This window comes from Dyella kyungheensis (assembly GCF_016905005.1).
Classification (GTDB): domain Bacteria; phylum Pseudomonadota; class Gammaproteobacteria; order Xanthomonadales; family Rhodanobacteraceae; genus Dyella; species Dyella kyungheensis.
The window spans coordinates 42223-60977 of sequence record NZ_JADIKC010000011.1; the positions used below are offsets into that span (position 1 = coordinate 42223).

Below are 18755 nucleotides of genomic sequence, written 5' to 3' on the forward strand. Positions count from 1 at the left end.
GGCTTATCCCACCGCTGTCTTGGGAGCGTTCTTCCACACGATTCCGCCGGGAAACAGATGGTCGCGGATCGAGGCGTCGTGCATGCGCACGGAGAACCCCGGTGCGGTGGGCGCCAGGTAGCGCCCTTCCGCGATCGCTACCGGTTCCACGAAATGCTCGTGCAGATGATCGACGAATTCGATCGCACGATCCTCCTTCTTGCCCGTGATGGCCACGAAATCGGCCATGGCCAGGTGCTGCACCAGCTCGCACAGCCCCACGCCGCCTGCGTGGGGAAAGACGCGTACACCGAAGTGGGCGGCCAGCAGCAGGATGGCCAGGTTCTCGTTCACGCCACCCACGCGCGCCGCATCGATCTGGATCAGGTCGACCGCCTGCGCCTGCAGCAGCTGCTTGAACAGGACCCGGTTCTGGCCGTGCTCGCCGGTGGAGATGGGGATGGGCGAAATGCCTTGCCGGATCGCCGCGTGGCCCAGCACGTCGTCGGGGTTGGTCGGTTCCTCGACCCAGGCCAGGCCGATGTCCTTCAGCGGCTTGAGCCATTCGATAGCCGTCTGGACGTCCCAACGCTGGTTGGCGTCCACCGCGATGGCGATGTCCGGACCCACCGCCTCGCGCGCGAGACGGCAGCGCCGCAGGTCGTCCTCCATGCGCAGGCCGACCTTGAGCTTGATGGTGCGAAAACCGTCCGCCACGGCTTTTTTGGCCAGGCGCTGCATCTTTTCGTCCGAATAGCCGAGCCAGCCGGGCGAGGTGGTATAGGCAGGGTAGCCTTCGCTCTCCAGCTGGGCGATGCGATCCTGCTTGTGCGGTTCGGCCGCTCGAAGCATCTCGAGTGCCCGGGCGGGCGTCAGCGCATCCGTGAGATAGCGGAAGTCGATCTGGGCGACCAGTTGTTCGGGCGTCATGTCCGCAATGAAACGCCAGACCGGCTTGTGCGCCATGCGCGCGGCCAAGTCCCATGCGGCATTGATGACTGCGCCGATCGCCATGTGCATCACGCCCTTCTCGGGGCCGAGCCAGCGCAGCTGGGAATCGCCGGTGAGCTGCCTCGCGAATGCGCCGAGATCGTTGACGATATCGTCGACCGCACGACCGACCACCATGGGACGGAGTGCCGCCAGCGCGGTGGTCTGGACGTCGTTGCCGCGCCCGATGGTGAACACCAGCCCGTAACCGGCCAGGCCATCGGGTGCATTGGTCTTGAGCACGACGTAGGCGGCGGAGTAATCGGGATCGGGATTCATGGCATCCGAGCCGTCATGCGCCAGCGACGTCGGAAAGCGCACGTCGAACGTTTCCAGGGCGGTAATCTTCACCATCGTGGCCGGCCTCCGGTGCCGGGGATTCAATAAGAAAAAACGGGCGGCGTTCAGGCGAACGATGCGGGATAGGCGAGTACGTCCTGTCGCTGCCGGCCCAGTCCATCGATACCCAGTTCGATCACGTCGCCCGGCTTCAGATAGGTGGGCGGATGCAGGCCCAGGCCGACGCCGGCCGGCGTCCCCGTGCTGATCACGTCGCCCGGCATCAGCGTCATGTAACGGCTGATGTAGCTCACCAGTTGCGCCACGCCGAACACCATCGTGCGCGTGTTGCCGTTCTGGTAGCGGTGGCCGTTCACTTCGAGCCACAGGTTGAGCTTCTGCGGATCGGGAATCTCATCCTTGGTGACCAGCCACGGGCCGATCGGCCCGAAGGTGTCGCAGCTTTTGCCTTTCACCCATTGGCCGCCGTGTTCCAACTGGAATTCGCGCTCGGACAGGTCGTTGATCACCGCATAGCCGGCGACATGGTCGAGCGCCTGGTTGACGTCGACATAGCGGGTGACCTCGCCGATGATCACGCCAAGCTCCACTTCCCAGTCGGTCTTCACCGAGCCGCGTGGAATGACGACGGCATCATTGGCGCCGCCGATGGCCGTGGTGGCCTTCATGAAGAGCACCGGCTGCTCGGGCACCGGCGCGTTCGTTTCGGCGGCGTGGTCGGCGTAGTTCATGCCCACGCAGAGCATCTTGCCGACGTGCGCCACTGGCGCGCCAAAACGCGGCGTGCCATCGACACGGGGCAGGGTGGACGGATCGATCGCCTTCAGGCGGCGCAGGCCGTCGCGGGCGAGCACGCTTGCGCCGATGTCGTCGATCACGCCCGACAGATCGCGCAGGGCGCCGTCGCCATCGATCAGGCCCGGCTTCTCCGCGCCGCGTTCTCCATAACGGCAAAGTTTCATGCAGTGGCTTCCATCAGTTCGACCAGCCGCCATCCACGACATGGATGGTGCCGGTGGTAAAGGACGATTCGTCGGAGGCGAGATACACGGCGAGCGTGGCAATTTCCTCGGGCGTGCCAAGTCGTCCCATCGGTTGACGCGCGGTAAAGCTCTGCCAGGCGGCCTGCTCGTCGCCGCCGAGGGCGCGCACGCGTTCGCCGAGTGACGGCGTCTTGACCGTGCCCGGGCAGATCGCGTTGCAACGGATGCCAGCCGATACGTAATCGGCGGCGATGGAGCGCGTCAGGCCGATCACGGCCGCCTTGGTCGCACCATAGGCGAAACGATTGGGCACGCCCTTGATGCTCGAAGCGACCGACGACATGTTGACGATGCTGCCCGCGCCGCGGCTCAGCATGCCGGGTAGCACAGCGCGGCACAGATGGAACATGCTGTCCACGTTGATGGCGAACGAGCGTCGCCAACTGGCGTCATCGGTGTCGAGAATGGTGCCCGCGTGCACGTAGCCGGCGCAGTTGAACAGCACGTCGATGCGCTCCGTGGACGAGGCCAGCGCCTGGATCGCCGGGTCGTCGGTGACATCGAGCACATGCGTGCGGATTGAGGGATGGCTCGCCGCAAGCGATGCGAGGTTGCCCTCGTGGATGTCGGTGGCAAGCACGGTGGCACCGGCCTCGGCGAAGGCGAGCGCGGTGGCGCGACCGATGCCTGCTCCCGCGGCGGTGACGAGCGCGTGCTTGCCGGACAGGCGGCCGCTCATGCACGGCACTCCGCGCGGGTGTCGATGCGATGCGTGAACCCGGTTTTCATGATGTTGCTCCCGATGCCGCCGCCGGCACGCGACCGGCGAGTGAATAGATCGTCGTGGCGTTGCCGCCAAACACGGCCGTCTCGTGGCGACGGGCAAACCGCCGCGTCAGTTTCTGCGCGCAGGCTTTCCATTGTTCGTAGGTGGCATGCGTGGTGAGCACGGGCCAGTCGCTGCCCCATAGCACGCGTTGCCCGCCGAAGCTTTCGAAGAGGTGCGCCACGTAAGGCTCGATGGCCGCCATGCCGTTGTTGAGATCGGCCTGCGTCAGCAGTCCCGACAATTTGCACGCAACATCCGGCACCTGGGCAACGCGGGCGATCGCGCCGGCCCATGAGGCGAATTGCCCGTCGGCGATGTTCGGTTTCGCGCCGTGGTCGACCACGGTGACCAAGCCCGAGTGCCGGGCCAGGCGCTGGGAAAGCGCGCGCAGATGCCGGTTGTCCACCAGCGCGTCGAACACCAGGCCATGGTCGCGCAGGCAGTCGAACGCGCGATCGAGCGAGGGACGGGCGAGCCATTCCGTATCGGGAATGTCCTGCACCATGGGGCGGATGCCGCGCAGCAGGCCTTGTCCTTGTTCGACGAGGGCGGCGATGCGTTGCGTGGCATCGTCCGCCTCCATGTCGACCCAGCCGACGACGCCTAGCACGCCGTCGGTATGCCGGGCGATGTCGAACAGGAACAGCGTCTCGCGCTCGTCCGGTGCGGCCTGCACGAGGAGGCAGGCATCCGTCGCCGCTTCAAGATCGGAGGGAAGAAACGCGCGTTGCAGCGTGGCCGGAGCGTGTTCCAGCCAGCCATAGTCCAGGCGCGAGGGATCCCAGTAGTGGCGGTGCGCGTCGATGATCATGGCGTCGGCACGCTCGTGTCGAGCAGGCCTTGTTCAATCAGCGACGCCCAGGTCGCAGCGGGAACCGTGGCACGCATGCGCGCCATGGCGTCGTCGACCTCGGACACGGAACGAAGCCCGCACACGACTTTCGTCACCGCCGGGTGCGCGAGCGGAAACTGCAATGCGGCCGCGCCGACGCTCGTGCCGGCTTGTGCACACAAGTCGTATAACTGTTGCGCGCGCTCCTTGATCGCCGGCGATGCCGGAGCGTAGTCATAGGTGTCGCCCGGTCCAGCGTCCGCGCCAAGCAGGCCGGAGTTATAGGGGCCGGCGATCAGTACAGCCACGCCGTCCGCTTCGGCCCTCGCCATGACGGTTTTGCTGCGCGCCTGTTCGAACAGTGTGTAGCGGCCGGCCAGCATGATCGCGTCCAGGGGAAAACGATCCATCACTTCCAGGCAGACGGCCTCTTCGTTCACGCCCAGACCGATGCCGCCGACCACGCCCTGATCGCGCAATTCGGCCATGGCCGGCAGCGCTTCGTCGAGCGCCTGCTTCAAGACCTGCGGGTGACGCGCGCCATGGGTCAACTCGCCGATGTCGTGCAGCAACAGCAGGTCGATGCGGCCGGTGCGCAGCCGCCGGATGCTGCTCTCCAGGCTGCGCAGGATGCCGTCGCGGGTGTAATTGAAATAGGCGCGGCGACCGTCGACGGCGAAGCCGTCGCTGCGGTCCTTGCGGTCCTCGTCGATATCGATGAGCCGGCCGACCTTGGTGGACAGCGTATAGCTGGAGCGCTCGATGCCTTGCAGCGCATCGCCGATGCGCGTCTCGCTGAGGCCGTAGCCGTAATAGGGCGCGGTGTCGAAATGCCGGATGCCATGATGCCAGGCGTGCGCGATCGCCTCCCGCGCCGCCTCGTCACCCACGCCCGCATACAGATTGCCCGCCGGCGCGCCGCCGAAGGCGAGCGAGGCCAGCCGGGCATCGCTCCCGCCGGGCTGGACGGGTGAGATCTGCTGTTCGTGCTGAGCCGGCATCAAAACCCCCAAAACCCGCCTCCTGCAAGGCCGGAACGCTGCGCCACCGGGCGCCGGCCACCCGGGTGGCGGCGCCTTTTGGGCATCTTACTACTTGTGCACAGATAAAAACTAGGTTTATATGTGAGCGGAGGGCGGGCTGGCTTACGCCAAGCCGACGCGCTGAGCGTCGCGTTTGGCCTTCCATCGAGCAGATAGCCGTTCGCCGCGTTCGCCAACGAAGGTTGGTGGTAGTGCATGCACAGCATCGGGGTAGGTGATGGCGCCGTTATCGGATAAGGGGATCGAACCCCCGCATAGGGATCGCCTGCAGGACATGGGCGCGCCGATCATCGCCGGCACCCTGGGCAGGCAATCCCGCCCGGTGTCGCCCTTCCTGGCCGCGGACGTCGGCGGCACGCATGCACGCATCGGGCTGGTCGTGCCCGACGTCGCCACGGGCCAGCCGGACATCGTCTTCTACAAGGTCTATCGCTGCGCCGAGCACGCCTCGCTGGCGGAGATTCTTTGCAGCTTCTGTCGCGATCACAGCGTGCATCCCGACGCGCTGGTGCTGGCGTGCGCAGGATTCGTCGAGCATGGCGTGGTGATCAACGAGAGCCTGGCCTGGCCAGTGTTGCTCGACCGCCTGCGCATCGAAGGCGGCTTTGCTTCCATCGACGTACTCAACGACTTCGAGGCATTCGCGCACGCCGTCGGCCATTTCGGCGAGGAGAACAGCACTCTCATCGTGGATGGTGTCGCCAATCCCGACGGCCCGGTGGCCGTGGTCGGTCCCGGCACCGGTCTCGGCGCCGCACTCTGGCTGCCGGGCCGGCCGGCTCGCGTGCTGCATACCGAAGCAGGACATATGGAGCTGGCCGCACGCCCCGGCATCGAGCAGACCATCCGCGCGCAGTTGGGACCGGTCGACGGCTACGTGCCTTACGACCGCGTACTCAGCGGACCTGGCCTGCTGCGTCTCTATCGCGCGCTCGCCGCCGTGCAGGGTGTGCCTGCGACGTTTGCCGATCCCGGCGAGATCACCGCCATGGCATTGGCCGGCATGGACGCGCTCGCCACGCAGACGGTCGATCAATTCTGCCGCTGGCTGGGCGCGTTCTGCGGCGATGTGGCGATTGCCTTCAATGCGAGCGGCGGCGTTTGCCTGGCAGGCGGTTTTCTCGCGCGCATCACCAGCATCCTGCGCTCCGGTCCATTTACCGAGCGCTTCCTGGACAAGGGCGTGATGCGTTCGTTCTTGAACAGTACGCCCGTGTTCGTGGTCGAGCATGGGCAATTGGGCGTGCAGGGCGCCGCGAACTGGCGACTGGCTCGCTGACACGGGTTTCTTCCGCCGGGTTCATGCCGGTGTAGCAGGGGCAGGGAATGAAGTTGACGTTGCGTCACGCGCTAGCGCTGCTGTCGTCGATGTTGCTGTGGTCGATGGCAGGCCATGCGCAGGTGCGCATCGACATGGATCACGACTGGCGCTTCCGCACCGATGCGACCGACGCAGGCATCGCGGCCGACTGGCCCCGAGCCACGCCGGCGGAAACGCGACTGGTCGACGTGCCGCACACCTGGAACATCGGCAAGGACGACGACTACGAAGGCGTCGCCTGGTATTTCAAAAGCTTCACGGTGCCGGCGTCGATGCTGGCGTCCCATGTCGAATTGCATTTCGGCGCCACCTTCTACCGCAGCCGCGTCTGGGTCAACGGTACCGAAGTCGGCGGGCACGAAGGCGGACATACGGCTTACGCCCTGGATATCGGCCGGCAACTTCGCGCCGGGGAAAACCGCATCGCCGTGCGCCTGGACAACCGTCCCGGCGAGGCCACCATTCCCGGCTACGCGATGCGGCAGCTGGCCAGCGGCAGCGTCTGGTACGACTGGTGGCATTACGGCGGCATCGTGCGCGACGTGTGGCTCACCGTCTCGGACCACGCGCTGATCCGGCGGCAACGCATCGCCAGCAAGCTTGGCGGCGATGCGGCCAGCGTCAGCAGCCAGGTGTTCGTCGAGAACGTCGATGGCGCCGACGGCAGCTATAGCGTGACCGCGAGCATCGTCGATCCCGACGGCAAGACGGTGGCGCAGGCGCAGCAGAACGTCTCGGCCAAGGCAGGACAAGCCGCCACGGCGACGCTGGCGGTGACGCTGCCGCATCCCCAATTGTGGAACGTCGGCGACGCACGGCTGTATCAATGGGTGACGGAGCTGCATGCCGCCGACGGCAGCGTGCTCGACTCGCGCAGCGATACGTTCGGGCTGCGCGACATCGCCATTCGCGACCGCCGCCTTTACGTCAACGGCAAACCGGTGCGGCTGAGCGGCGTCAGCCGTCACGAGGATTCGCCGTGGGAAGGATTGGCGGAATCGGCGGGAACGATACGCCGCGACTGGTCCGACATGGCGGCCCTGCATACGACACTGACGCGGCCTGTGCACTATCCGCAGAACGATGAGGTGCTCGATTTCGCCGACCGCCACGGCATCCTGCTGGTACCGGAAATCCCGGTCTGGCAGTTCAGCGAGGCGCAACTGAAGAACCCCAGGTTGCTCGCGCTGGCCAAGCACATGATGCGCGAGATGATCGAGCAGGACGGCAATCACGCCAGCATCTTCGCCTGGAGCGTGTGCAACGAGAGCGATGCCTCCTTGCCCGGCGGCCGTGCTTATGTGGACGCCATGGCGGCGCTTATCCGCGATATCGACCCGGGCCGCTATGTGACCTATGCCGATGCCGATATCAGCAGCAAGCCATGGAAAGAGGCGCCGGTGATGCACGACGTCGACTTCATCATGGCCAACGCCTATTTCGGTTCGTGGAGCGGCTCGGGCAACGACGTGGAAGCGTGGCTGGATTTTGTCGACCGCACCTATCCCGACAAGATGGTGATCATTTCCGAGTTCGGCTATCCCGGCGTTTTCTCGCATGACAGCGTGTCTGCCGACAAGGCGCGTTCCGACAACCTGCTCCAGCAGATGGACGCGTTCCAGAAGCGGAGCTTCATTGCCGGCGCGATCTTCTGGACGTATCAGGACTACAAGTCCCATCGCAATCTGTGGCCTGGCCAGACCGAAGGCTATGTCGATCATGGCCTGGTCGACGAGAACCGCCAGCGCAGGCCGTCGTACGGCATCTACGAAGCACGCAACCAGGCGTTGTCGGTAACGACGCAATGGCGGGTCGATGCAGGCGGACTGCGCGGATTCCAGGCCACGGTGAGCGGCTATCCGGCCACCCATCTGCCTTCCTATCCGATGCTTGGCTATGTGGCGCACTGGCGCGCCATCGATGACCGTGGCCAGGAACTTGCCCACGGTGACGAAGCGCTGCGCGACCTGTCGCAACCTATCCGCTTCGAGGGCGCGTGGCAGGCCGCAGGCAAGGGCGCCGCCGTGCATCTTGCCGTGGATGTGACCCGGCCCGACGGTGTGCGAGCCGGTGGCGTGGTCAGCGATTATCACCCGTTGAATATCGGCAGCGACCCCTTCCTTCCGAACAAGGACGAGCAACCATGATGAAACCGGTCGCGCATGGTGCGCTCGCCGCGGGCTGGCTGCTATGCGCCTCTGCGTGGGCGCAATCGCCCACGGCGCCTACCGCGGATACCTTGTCGCCCGCGGCGCAGGATCAGGCATGGCAGCAGGCCAGCGCCAAGTTCGCGCCGCAACGAAAGGCGATCCTCGATCGCGTGGCCAAGGCCGCAGGCGAGGGGCCGTTCCGCAGCGACTGGGCTTCGCTACAGACATACCGCTCGCCCGCCTGGTACGACGATGCCAAGTTCGGCATCTTCATCCACTGGGGTGTCTATTCGGTGCCCGCATTCGGCAGCGAGTGGTACTCGCGCAACATGTACCAGCAGGGGACGAAGGAGTTCGCCCACCACGTGGCCACGTACGGGCCGCAGTCGACGTTCGGCTACAAGGATTTCGTGCCGATGTTCAAGGCCGAGCACTTCGACCCGAAGGCCTGGGCGCAGTTGTTCCATGAAGCCGGCGCGCGTTACGTGGTGCCGGTAGCGGAACACCACGATGGCTTCGCCATGTACGACTCGGCACTGTCGGACTGGACGGCGGTCAAGAAGGGCCCGAAGCGCGACGTGATCGGCGAGCTGGAACACGCCGTGCGAGGGGAGGGCATGCGCTTTGGCGTGTCGTCGCATCGCGCCGAGCACGATTGGTTCTTCGACGGCGGCCGCGCTTTCGATTCGGACGTCAACGATCCGCGCAATGCGGAACTGTATGGCCCGGCCGTTGCGCATCTCAGCAAGGAAGACGAGAACCTGGCCCAGGACTGGACCTACGTCTCCCAGGCCTGGCTGGACGACTGGCTCGCGCGCACCGCCGAGCTGGCCGACAGATACCATCCGGACCTGATCTACTTCGACTGGTGGATCGGCCACCCGAGCTTCCGCACCACGCTGCCGACGCTGCTGTCGTACTACTACAACGAAGGCGCAAAACGCGACGGCGTGGTGGTGAATTACAAGCTGGGCGATTTCGCCGATGGTGCCGGCACGCTGGATATCGAGCGCGGACAGCTGAAGGGCATTCACGCCGCGCATTGGCAAACCGACACCTCAATCAGCAACGATTCCTGGGGCTACATCGAGCACGACACGTACAAGTCGCCCACCTTCATCATCCATTTGCTGGTGGATGTGGTCAGCAAGAACGGCAACCTGATGCTCAATGTCGGGCCGCGGGCCGATGGCACCATTCCTGATGGCGCGCAGGACACGCTGCGCAGCATCGGCCGCTGGCTGAAGGCGAACGGCGAGGCGATCTATGGCAGCAAGCCATGGCGCACCTTTGGCGAAGGCCCCACCGACGTGGTCAGCGGCACGTTCCAGGACACCAAGACCAAGCCCTATACCGCCGATGATTTCCGCTTCACCACCGGCCACGGCAAGCTCTACGCGATCGAGCTGGACTGGCCGGGCAACGCCCAGGCCACCATCCATGCGATCAAGCCGGAAGACAAGGTCATCCGCGTCGAGTCCGTGGCCGACAACCGCACCATCCCGTTCTCCCAGGATGCTGGCGGCCTGCATCTTCGCCTTCCTCCCCGACCGATAGGCAGCGATGCCTACGCCTATCGGATCACCTTCTCCACCCCCAACTCACTTAAGGCTGCGCCATGAAACGATGGTTGTCCCTGGCCGTTTCGCTGTGTCTTGCTTGTGCGTCGACCGGCGCGTTTGCGAAAGCACCCACCGCGCTGTTCTACATGATCGAAATACAGAAATCGATCAACTCGTTCGAGGCGCACGTCGACAAGGTCGACCTGCTGGTGCCCACCTGGTTCGGCGTGGACGGGAACGGCCTGGTGTCCGGTTCGCCCAATCTCTACGTGCTCAAACTGGCCAAGGCGCATCGCGTGCCGGTGATGCCGATCATCTCCGCCGGCGGCGACCGCAAGAAGTTCCACGATCTGCTGGTCAACGAAACCGCCAAGAAGGCGATGATCGAGGGCATGCTCGAGCAGGCGAAACTTTACGGGTTCGTCGGCTTCCAGTTCGATTTCGAGAACATTGCCTGGACCGACCGCGACGCACTCACCTTGCTGACCCAGCAGACCGCCACGGCGCTGCACAAGCATGGCCTGAAGCTGTCCATGGCGGTGGTGCCGAACGCGCCGGGTTACGCGGGCCGCGGCCCCTTCGCCAAATGGATCTGGGAATACTGGAAAGGTGCGTACGATCTCAAGGCGCTGGGACAGGCGCTGGATCTGGTCTGCCTGATGACGTACGACCAGCACACCCGCTGGACCACGCCGGGCCCGGTGGCGGGCATGCCATGGGTGATGGCAAACCTGGAATACGCCTTGAAGGTGGTGCCGAAGGAGAAGCTCTCGCTGGGCATCGGCCTGTACGGCTACCACTGGTTTGCCGGCGATCCGGTGGGCGCGGACGGCAAGGAGAGTTCGAACATTTCCGCGCAGTACATCGACGCGGATGAATCGTTCCCGCTGGCCAAGCAGTTCAATGCCACCATGCAGTGGGATCCGGTGGAGCATGAATCGTGGTTCTACTTCTATCGCGACCAGATGCGCGAATGGGTGTTCCTGCCCGATGCGCATGCGTTCCGTGATCGCTACGACGTGGTCAAGCAATATGGTCTGGAGGGCTTCTGCGCCTGGGTGATCGGTGCGGAAGATCCCAAGATCTGGGAGGGGCTGCCCGATGCGGTGCGCTAAGCGCGGGTTGAAGACGCCGATCGCCCTGGCGTGCCTGTTGGGGCTTGCGGTCGACGCGCATGCGATGGACACGCCGCCGATCATTCCGCTCCCCGCGCAGGTCAGCATGGCGCAGGGAAGTTATGCCGTCAGTGCCGCCGCCGTCATCCATGTCGCGCCGGGCGATCGCGCGGCTTCCGATGCTGCCCATTACCTGGCGGACCTGCTGGTGCGAACGCGCGGGCTTTCGCTGCCGGTGATCGAGGATGCAACGGCCACGAGCCGCGACGGCATCGTCATCTGCAGTGATGCGGCGGCCAGTGTCGCGCAGCCGGAAGGCTACGTGCTCGATGTCGACGCAAAGGGCATGCGCATCGCTGCACGGGATGCGGCAGGACTGTTCTACGGTGCGGTCAGCGCGTGGCAGCTGATGACACCCGATGCGGCCAAGGGCGCCGTCTCGGTGCCATCGATGCACATCGCCGACTGGCCGAGATTCGGCTGGCGAGGCCTGATGCTCGACTCGGCGCGGCATTTCCAGCAACCGGCAGAGATCAAGCAACTGCTCGACGCGATGGCGCAGCACAAGCTCAACGTCTTCCATTGGCATCTCACCGATGACCAGGGATGGCGCCTGGAAATCCGTCGCTATCCCAAGCTCACGCAGATCGGCGCATGGCGCCGGCCGCCGGGCGATGGCGACACGAAGTACGGCGGTTACTACACGCAGGCGGAGGTGAAGGACATCGTTGCCTACGCCACCGCCCGCCACATTACCGTGGTGCCGGAAATCGACATGCCGGGCCATGCGCAAGCCGCCGTGGCTGCCTATCCGGATATCGGCGTCACCGGCGCGCAACCGCCTGTGTCGATCGACTGGGGCGTCAATCCCTACCTGTTCAACGTCGACGACCACACCATCGACTTCCTGCACAACGTGCTGGACGAGGTGATGGAACTGTTTCCGTCGACCTTCATCCACGTGGGCGGCGACGAAGCGATCAAGGACCAGTGGCAGGCATCGGCCGCGGTGCAGGCGCGCATGCACGCGCTGGGCATCAAGGACGAGAAGGCGCTGCAGAGCTGGTTCATCGAACGCATGGGGCAATACCTGGCGCAGCATGGACGCCGCCTGATCGGCTGGGACGAGATCCTCGAAGGCGGCGTGCCGCCGTCTGCCTCGGTGATGTCCTGGCGCGGTACGCAAGGCGCCATCGATGCGGCGCGGCTGGGTCACGACGTGGTGTTGTCGCCCGCACCGACGCTGTACTTCGACAACCTGCAAAGCCATGGCGACGACGAGCCCACCGGGCGATTGGGCGTGCAGACGCTTGCCACCGTTTACAAGTTCGAAGCCGTATCGTCGGAGCTGACTTCCGAGCAGGCGAAACATGTGCTTGGTGCGCAGGCCAACATCTGGACCGAGTACCTCACCGCACCCTGGCAGATCCAGCATGCGGCCTTTCCGCGCCTGGACGCCCTCGCCGAAGCGGCCTGGACACCCGCGAACGAGCGTCACTTCGACGACTTCATCGCGCGGCTTCCTGCGCAATTCGATCGTTACCAGAAAATGGGCATCGACTATGCCGACAGCGCGTTCGCGGTCGACATGCGTGGGCAAAGAACCGACGGCAAAGTCACCGTGACGCTTGCCGCGCAGGAATCCTCCGCCATCATCCGCTACACCACGGACGGAACCTTGCCGGTGGCGAGTTCGCCCATCTATGGCAAACCGATCGAGGCTGCGCTGCCGGTTACCATCAGCGCGACGAGCTTTGCCGGCGATGGATCGCCTCTTGCGCGCGTCCGCACGCAGCGCTTCGATGCGCAGACGCTTGCCAGCTACGACGGCAATGCACTCCAGGCCTGCCCGAAAGGCGACCTCGGCCTGCGTGTGCCCTTGCTGCCCGACGCCACTTCGCCCGCGCCGGTCTACAACGTGGACCTGATGAACAGTTGCTGGCGCGTGACGAATGTGCCGCTGGACGGTGCCGTCACCATGGTGATCGATGGCGCGTGGCTGGCCCGCAATTACGGCCTGGCGCATGACGCATCGAAGGTGAAGGTGCGAGCATCGCGCACGCCCGCCGGCGAGTTCGAGGTTCATCTCGATACATGCAGTGGCCCATTGGCGGCCAGCATGCCGCTGCCCACGGATGCATTGCCCGGCAGGACCTACCGGGTGACGGCTCCCTTGGCGGCGCACGGAGGTACGCACGATCTGTGCATCCTGTCGACGGCGCCGGTGCGTGGATCGTTGTCGGGCGTCAGCCGCGTATCGTTCAACTCGTCTGCGTCGCGTCGCGCAACGCCGTGACCTGTCGGGGCGCGCACATGAGACGGTTACAGCAGATCGGCATGCTGGCGGTGCTGCTGCTCGGCGTATCGCTGGCAACATCCGCTGCGGCCGACGAGGCGACGGTGCGGGCAGCCCGTCTGGTGGCGCGCATGACGCCAGCAGAGAAGATCGGGCAGTTGCAGAGCAGTGCCCCGGCGATCCCGCGTCTTGGGATTCCCGCATACGATTGGTGGAGCGAAGGCCTGCACGGTTTCGCGCGGCATGGCGAGGCAACCGTATTCCCGCAGGCCATCGGTCTTGCGGCCAGCTGGGACCCGTCATTGCTTCACGCGGTAGGCGGCGTGGTCGCCGCGCAGGCGCGCAGCCAGTTCCTCGCCACCGGCCTGCACAACGATCATGGGCGCTTCAACGGCCTGACCATCTGGTCTCCCAACATCAATATCTTTCGCGACCCTCGTTGGGGGCGAGGCCAGGAAACCTATGGCGAGGATCCACGCCTGACGGCAACGCTGGCCGTAGCCTTCATCCAAGGCCTGCAAGGCAGCGATCCCGCACACCCCACGGTAATCGCCACGCCCAAGCACTTCGCCGTGCACAGCGGCCCGGAGCCGGGCCGTCATGGTTTCGACGTGGACGTGTCCGCGCACGATCTCGAAGACACCTACCTGCCTGCGTTCCGGGCGGCCATCGTAGAAGGTCATGCGGGATCGATCATGTGCGCCTACAACGCCATCCACGGCGTTCCCGTATGCGCATTGCCGTGGTTGTTGGGCGAACGCCTGCGCAACGACTGGGGGTTCCAGGGCTTCGTCGTATCCGACTGCGATGCGGTGGACGACATGACAATGTTCCACCACTACCGGAAAGACAACGCCGGCTCGTCGGCCAGTGCTTTGCGCGCAGGCACGGATCTCGATTGCGGTTCGGCCTATGCGGGTCTTGGTGACGCGTTGGCGGATGGCAGGATCGGCGAGCACGACCTCGACGTGGCCGCGACACGGCTGTTTGCTGCGCGCTATCGCCTCGGCATGTTCGACGCATCCGCGCCAACACCGCGCGACAATCCCGACGCGAATCGAGCGCTGGCGCTCCGCGCGGCCGGCGAATCGATGGTGTTGCTGAAGAACCGTGCCAATACGCTGCCACTGAAGCCTGGCGACCGCATCGCCGTGGTGGGACCCAACGCCGATGCCTTGTCCGTCCTGGAAGCCAACTACCACGGCACCGCACGAAAGCCGGTGACGCCGCTCGATGGCCTGCGTGCGTTATGGGGCGAGAAGAATGTGCGCTACGCCCAGGGCGCCACACTTGCCGATGGCGTGACCGTGCCGATTCCCTCGACGGCACTGGCTGGTCTCAAGGGTGAGTATTTTCGAGATGCCCGTTTGACCGGCAAGCCGGCGATGACGCGTTTCGACAGCAAGATCGATCTGGATACGGATCACACACCGCCCGCGAGCGTGCTTGATGCTTCCGGCTATGCCGTGCGCTGGACGGCGCAGCTATTGCCGCCCGGCGCGGGCGATTACACCTTGGTCGTGCGCATGGATCGATGCTTCGACTGCCGCGGGCACGATCCCGTGCGCCTCTATCTGGACGGCCATCTGATCACCGGCAGCGCGGGCGGCGATGAGACCCTGTCGGCGACAGTTCATTTCGACGACACGCATCCCCACGATCTCCGCCTGGAGTGGGAGCACAGCGGCGAGGACCAGGGCATCCACCTGGAATGGATGGCCCCTGCGGATGCGCAACTCGCGGAGGCAGCAAAAGCGACCGCGGATGCCGACGCCGTGGTCGCCTTCGTGGGCTTGTCACCGGGCGTCGAGGGCGAGGAACTGAAAGTCGACGTGCCGGGCTTCATGGGAGGCGACCGGACCGATATCGGATTGCCGTCTTCGCAACGGAAACTGTTGGAAACGGTGGCCGCCAGCAAGAAGCCGCTGGTGGTCGTCCTGATGAGCGGCAGCGCCGTGGCCCTGAATTGGGCCCGCGAGCATGCGGACGCCATCCTGGTGGCGTGGTATCCGGGCGAACAGGGCGGCTTGGCAGTGGCGCAGACGCTTGCCGGCGTGATCAATCCTGCCGGCCGCCTTCCCGTGACCTTCTATCGCGACGTGCGCGATCTTCCGCCCTTCATCGATTACGGCATGAAGGGCCGCACCTATCGCTACTTCAAGGGCGAGCCACTTTATTCGTTCGGCGACGGCCTGAGCTACACCACGTTTGCCTATGACGCGCCAAAGCTGTCCACGCAAAGCCTGAAGGCCGGCGAGTCGCTCGACGTCGCAGTAAATGTGCGCAATACCGGAACGCGTGCCGGCGACGAAGTGGTGCAGGTCTATCTTGCGTATCCCGACGCTCCTGATGCGCCGCGCCGGGCCTTGGTGGGTTTCCAGCGCATTTCCCTCGCGGCAGGCGAGCAACGAAGCGTGACGTTCCACCTCGATCCGCGCACGCTGAGCCTGGTGGATGCCGACGGTACTCGCGCGGTCAGGGCAGGGCGCTACGGCCTGTTCGTGGGCGGCCAGCAACCCTCGGCGGGACAGCAGCCTGCAACGTTCACCATGACGGGGCATACCGGGATGCCGCGCTGACCATGCCAATGCATGGCCTGGCCAGCGTCATCTCACTTCGAAGGCAACGGGCTGGCGTCGAACACCTGGAATTCGCGGATGGAGGCATCGCCCACGCTGGAGAGGATGTTCAGCCTGACGCGTTGCGCGGTGACTCGCGGAAACACATCGATCTTCATATGGCCGATGGCCTCGGCCCCGGCGACCGGATGCCACGCCTTGCCGTCGAACACCTCGATGGCGTACTTGCGCACGTGCTGCCCGTCGTCGAGCCATTCCATCGTGAGCGTGCGATCGAACGTGACCGGGTGACCGAAGTTCACTTCGAGCGTGGCATGCCGGGAGCCGGCCGGCGCAGTCCAGAACGTGTTCTTGTCGCCATCCAGCGCCGCCTCGGTATTCTCATCCGCATCCACGTGGTGACGGGCCAGGTTGCTGGCATCGCCGTAACGCTCGCGCAGCGCCTTGCCAAACGCTTCGAGGCGCGCGACGTCGGCATCGGGGAGTTGGCCGTGGCGATCCGGCGCGATGCCCAGCATCAGCTGGCCGCCGCGGCCGACGCTGTTTTCCCAGGTATCCATCAGTTTCGCCACGCTCTTGAGCGTCGCCTCGTCATTCGGATGCCAGAACCAGTGCAGGTCGTGCAGCGGAGTGTCGACTTCCACCGGGCGCCAGCGCTGGTAGCCATGGCGGTCGATCACGTTCCAGTTCTCTCCGCGAATGTAGCCATCCTCCTGGCCCACCCAGCGGATGTCGCCGTATTCGAACAGGCCCATGTCGGCAAACACCATGGCGTTCGACTGGTAGGTACGCAGCGTTTCGATGTAACTCGGAAAATCGTAGACGTGGCCCGCGCTGCCCGCGCCATCGAGCCACCATTCGACCAGCGGTCCATAGTGCTGGACCAGTTCCTCCATCTGGGCGCGGTAGTACGCATCGTAGGCCTGGGGTTGTTTGTAGCGCGGCTCATGCCGGTCCCACGGCGACAGGTAGACGCCGAACTCCAACCCTTCGGCGCGTGCGGCATCCGACGCAAGGCGAACAAGGTCTCCCTTGCCGCCCATCCACGGACTGCTCTTCACCGAATAATCGCTCTGCGCCGTCGGAAACAAGGCAAAGCCATCGTGGTGCTTGGCCACCATGACCAGGTAACGCGCTCCCGCCGCGCGGCTGGCGCGCGCCCATTGCGCCGCATCGACATGGTCGGGATTGAACACCTTGGGATCGGCCGTGCCGTCGCCCCATTCGCGGTCGAGGAAGGTGTTCGTGCCGAAATGGACGATCACGCCGAACTCCAGATCCTGCCAGTGAATCTGCTGGGGAGAGGGCTTGGTATCCGCTGCGCCTTGCGCCGACGCTGCCGACGAAAAAAGAGAGAGCGCCAGGGCGGCGCCAAGAACGGTTCGGGCAAGACGCTTCATTAGCCACCTTCGTCAAAAATCATTTGGACGTAAATACGTCCTTATGGAAGATTTCATTAGAGGACGGGAAACGCGGTCGTGTCAATGAAATATGGCGTCCTGTTGCAGGCGAGATCATTTGGGTTTCGCCTCGCATTCGCTTTGCTCATCGTCATGCCGTTTCGCGCCGGGGCGATGCAGTCATCGGTTGTTTCGACCGAATTCGTATCGACGCACCCGCCGACGCCGCAGTGCCATGCGGGCACCATCGTCGACACGCCGGGCGGGCTCGTCGCGGCATGGTTTGGCGGCAAGCAGGAGCGCGACCCGAGCGTTGGCATCTGGCTATCCCGACATCTTTCCGGCCAATGGACCAGGCCGCGCGAAGTCGCCAACGGCAGGCAGCCGGACGGCTCGCGGTTGCCCACATGGAATCCCGTGCTGTTCCGCTCGGCGACCGGCCGATTGATGCTGTTCTACAAGATCGGGCCGGACCCGCAGCATTGGTGGGGCATGCTGATGACCTCCGACGACGACGGCGCCAGCTGGTCCGCGCCGCGACGGCTTCCGCCAGGCATCCTCGGGCCAATCAAGAACAAACCCATCCAGCTCGCCAACGGCGAGATCCTCAGTCCGTCCAGTACGGAGCAAGGCGGCTGGCGAGTTCATACCGAGCGATCTGTGGATGACGGCAAAACCTGGGTGGCCGGCAACGATATTTCGTCTCCCGGCATCGATGCCATTCAACCGAGTCTGCTCTCCATGCGGGACGGCACCATCGAGGCCGTCGGTCGCACGCGCCAGGGCAAACTGTTCTGGTCGCGGTCCGGCGATGCAGGGCATCACTGGTCGCCCCTGGGCTTGCTGGAGGTGACCAACCCCAATGCCGGCATCGACGCCGTGTCGCTCGCGGACGGCCGCTACCTGCTGGTCTACAACCCCACGTTGCCTGGCCATCAATGGTGGGATGGGCGAGGGACGCTGGCGGTCGCCCTCAGTGCCGATGGCCTGCGCTGGAAGAGGGTGCTTACGCTCGAGAGCCAGCCCGGTCGGGAGTACTCCTATCCGGCCGTCATCCAGTCGCGCGATGGCCTGGTCCATGTCTTGTATACGTGGCAGAGAACGCGCATGCGACATGTGGTGATCGACCCCGCCCTGCTGCCCACGCCGGCACCATCCGGCTGAAAGGATTTCGTCCGCTTTGTCTGGCAGCTTGTTCGCCCCCGCACCAGCTCGAGCCCAGTGCTTGCTGGTACCCCTGACGTCCATGCCACCCCGGAGCCAGCCCTCACGAGAATTGCTGCGATGCAACTTGCATCGATCTAGTTTCGGCTTATAACTACATCAAATATGAACTACGAGTTCGTATATGAATCTATTCTCGCGTGGGGCGGGAT

13 protein-coding genes are annotated in these 18755 nt (G+C 64.8%); 7 read left to right on the plus strand and 6 right to left on the minus strand.

Translation table 11 applies throughout. The features are described from left to right. Window positions 1–3: 3 nt before the first annotated feature. Genes ISP20_RS19690 through ISP20_RS19710 form a run of 5 tightly spaced genes read right to left on the minus strand, consistent with a single transcriptional unit; the run spans window position 4 to window position 4914 of the window. Window positions 4–1323 (minus strand): enolase C-terminal domain-like protein, encoded by a 1320-nt coding sequence (locus ISP20_RS19690; protein ID WP_204637845.1) that lies wholly within the window; start codon window positions 1321–1323, stop codon window positions 4–6. A gap of 50 nt (window positions 1324–1373) precedes the next feature. Continuing rightward, entirely contained in the window at window positions 1374–2231 is an 858-nt protein-coding gene (locus tag ISP20_RS19695) for a fumarylacetoacetate hydrolase family protein (protein WP_204637846.1), read from the minus strand. Between the two features lie 13 nt (window positions 2232–2244). Next, window positions 2245–2991: an SDR family oxidoreductase gene (locus ISP20_RS19700; RefSeq protein ID WP_204637847.1), complete on the minus strand. Its 747-nt coding sequence runs from the start codon at window positions 2989–2991 to the stop codon at window positions 2245–2247. Window positions 2992–3037: 46 nt separating this feature from the next. Beyond that, window positions 3038–3892, minus strand: coding sequence for an amidohydrolase family protein (locus tag ISP20_RS19705; RefSeq protein WP_204637848.1), 855 nt, complete (start codon window positions 3890–3892; stop codon window positions 3038–3040). Further along, window positions 3889–4914: an aldo/keto reductase gene (locus ISP20_RS19710; protein ID WP_204637849.1), complete on the minus strand. Its 1026-nt coding sequence runs from the start codon at window positions 4912–4914 to the stop codon at window positions 3889–3891. The genes ISP20_RS19705 and ISP20_RS19710 overlap by 4 nt, the downstream gene beginning before the upstream one ends. A gap of 316 nt (window positions 4915–5230) precedes the next feature. Here ISP20_RS19710 and ISP20_RS19715 point away from each other — a divergent pair, with 316 nt between their 5' ends. The 6 genes from ISP20_RS19715 to ISP20_RS19740 all read left to right on the plus strand — a co-directional run bounded on the left by ISP20_RS19715 (window position 5231) and on the right by ISP20_RS19740 (window position 15979). Continuing rightward, on the plus strand, window positions 5231–6235 hold the full coding sequence (locus tag ISP20_RS19715; RefSeq protein ID WP_204637850.1) for a glucokinase: 1005 nt from the start codon (window positions 5231–5233) through the stop codon (window positions 6233–6235). Between the two features lie 47 nt (window positions 6236–6282). Then, window positions 6283–8424, plus strand: a complete 2142-nt coding sequence (locus ISP20_RS19720; RefSeq protein ID WP_204637851.1) for a glycoside hydrolase family 2 protein — start codon at window positions 6283–6285, stop codon at window positions 8422–8424. Continuing rightward, complete coding sequence (locus ISP20_RS19725) at window positions 8424–10049, plus strand: alpha-L-fucosidase (RefSeq protein ID WP_239536201.1); 1626 nt, start codon at window positions 8424–8426, stop codon at window positions 10047–10049. The genes ISP20_RS19720 and ISP20_RS19725 overlap by 1 nt, the downstream gene beginning before the upstream one ends. Continuing rightward, window positions 10046–11104, plus strand: a complete 1059-nt coding sequence (locus tag ISP20_RS19730; RefSeq protein WP_204637853.1) for a glycosyl hydrolase family 18 protein — start codon at window positions 10046–10048, stop codon at window positions 11102–11104. The genes ISP20_RS19725 and ISP20_RS19730 overlap by 4 nt, the downstream gene beginning before the upstream one ends. Next, window positions 11091–13400: a family 20 glycosylhydrolase gene (locus ISP20_RS19735; RefSeq protein WP_204637854.1), complete on the plus strand. Its 2310-nt coding sequence runs from the start codon at window positions 11091–11093 to the stop codon at window positions 13398–13400. The genes ISP20_RS19730 and ISP20_RS19735 overlap by 14 nt, the downstream gene beginning before the upstream one ends. A gap of 131 nt (window positions 13401–13531) precedes the next feature. Beyond that, window positions 13532–15979, plus strand: a complete 2448-nt coding sequence (locus ISP20_RS19740; RefSeq protein WP_239536203.1) for a glycoside hydrolase family 3 C-terminal domain-containing protein — start codon at window positions 13532–13534, stop codon at window positions 15977–15979. Window positions 15980–16011: 32 nt separating this feature from the next. On the opposite strand, the gene ISP20_RS19745 is transcribed toward ISP20_RS19740, so the two are convergent. Next, on the minus strand, window positions 16012–17379 hold the full coding sequence (locus ISP20_RS19745) for an alpha-L-fucosidase (protein WP_204637856.1): 1368 nt from the start codon (window positions 17377–17379) through the stop codon (window positions 16012–16014). A gap of 84 nt (window positions 17380–17463) precedes the next feature. Here ISP20_RS19745 and ISP20_RS19750 point away from each other — a divergent pair, with 84 nt between their 5' ends. Next, a complete protein-coding gene (locus tag ISP20_RS19750; protein ID WP_204637857.1) occupies window positions 17464–18543 on the plus strand; it encodes a sialidase family protein in 1080 nt (359 codons plus the stop codon). Window positions 18544–18755: the final 212 nt, after the last annotated feature.

What these genes read in the sequence shown, in the direction of transcription:
- ISP20_RS19690 (WP_204637845.1), bottom strand. Translation starts at nt 1,323, where the DNA reads ATGGTGAAGATTACCGCCCTGGAAACGTTCGACGTGCGCTTTCCGACG.
- ISP20_RS19695 (WP_204637846.1), bottom strand. Translation starts at nt 2,231, where the DNA reads ATGAAACTTTGCCGTTATGGAGAACGCGGCGCGGAGAAGCCGGGCCTG.
- ISP20_RS19700 (WP_204637847.1), bottom strand. Translation starts at nt 2,991, where the DNA reads ATGAGCGGCCGCCTGTCCGGCAAGCACGCGCTCGTCACCGCCGCGGGA.
- ISP20_RS19705 (WP_204637848.1), bottom strand. Translation starts at nt 3,892, where the DNA reads ATGATCATCGACGCGCACCGCCACTACTGGGATCCCTCGCGCCTGGAC.
- ISP20_RS19710 (WP_204637849.1), bottom strand. Translation starts at nt 4,914, where the DNA reads ATGCCGGCTCAGCACGAACAGCAGATCTCACCCGTCCAGCCCGGCGGG.
- ISP20_RS19715 (WP_204637850.1), top strand. Translation starts at nt 5,231, where the DNA reads ATGGGCGCGCCGATCATCGCCGGCACCCTGGGCAGGCAATCCCGCCCG.
- ISP20_RS19720 (WP_204637851.1), top strand. Translation starts at nt 6,283, where the DNA reads ATGAAGTTGACGTTGCGTCACGCGCTAGCGCTGCTGTCGTCGATGTTG.
- ISP20_RS19725 (WP_239536201.1), top strand. Translation starts at nt 8,424, where the DNA reads ATGAAACCGGTCGCGCATGGTGCGCTCGCCGCGGGCTGGCTGCTATGC.
- ISP20_RS19730 (WP_204637853.1), top strand. Translation starts at nt 10,046, where the DNA reads ATGAAACGATGGTTGTCCCTGGCCGTTTCGCTGTGTCTTGCTTGTGCG.
- ISP20_RS19735 (WP_204637854.1), top strand. Translation starts at nt 11,091, where the DNA reads ATGCGGTGCGCTAAGCGCGGGTTGAAGACGCCGATCGCCCTGGCGTGC.
- ISP20_RS19740 (WP_239536203.1), top strand. Translation starts at nt 13,532, where the DNA reads ATGACGCCAGCAGAGAAGATCGGGCAGTTGCAGAGCAGTGCCCCGGCG.
- ISP20_RS19745 (WP_204637856.1), bottom strand. Translation starts at nt 17,379, where the DNA reads ATGAAGCGTCTTGCCCGAACCGTTCTTGGCGCCGCCCTGGCGCTCTCT.
- ISP20_RS19750 (WP_204637857.1), top strand. Translation starts at nt 17,464, where the DNA reads ATGAAATATGGCGTCCTGTTGCAGGCGAGATCATTTGGGTTTCGCCTC.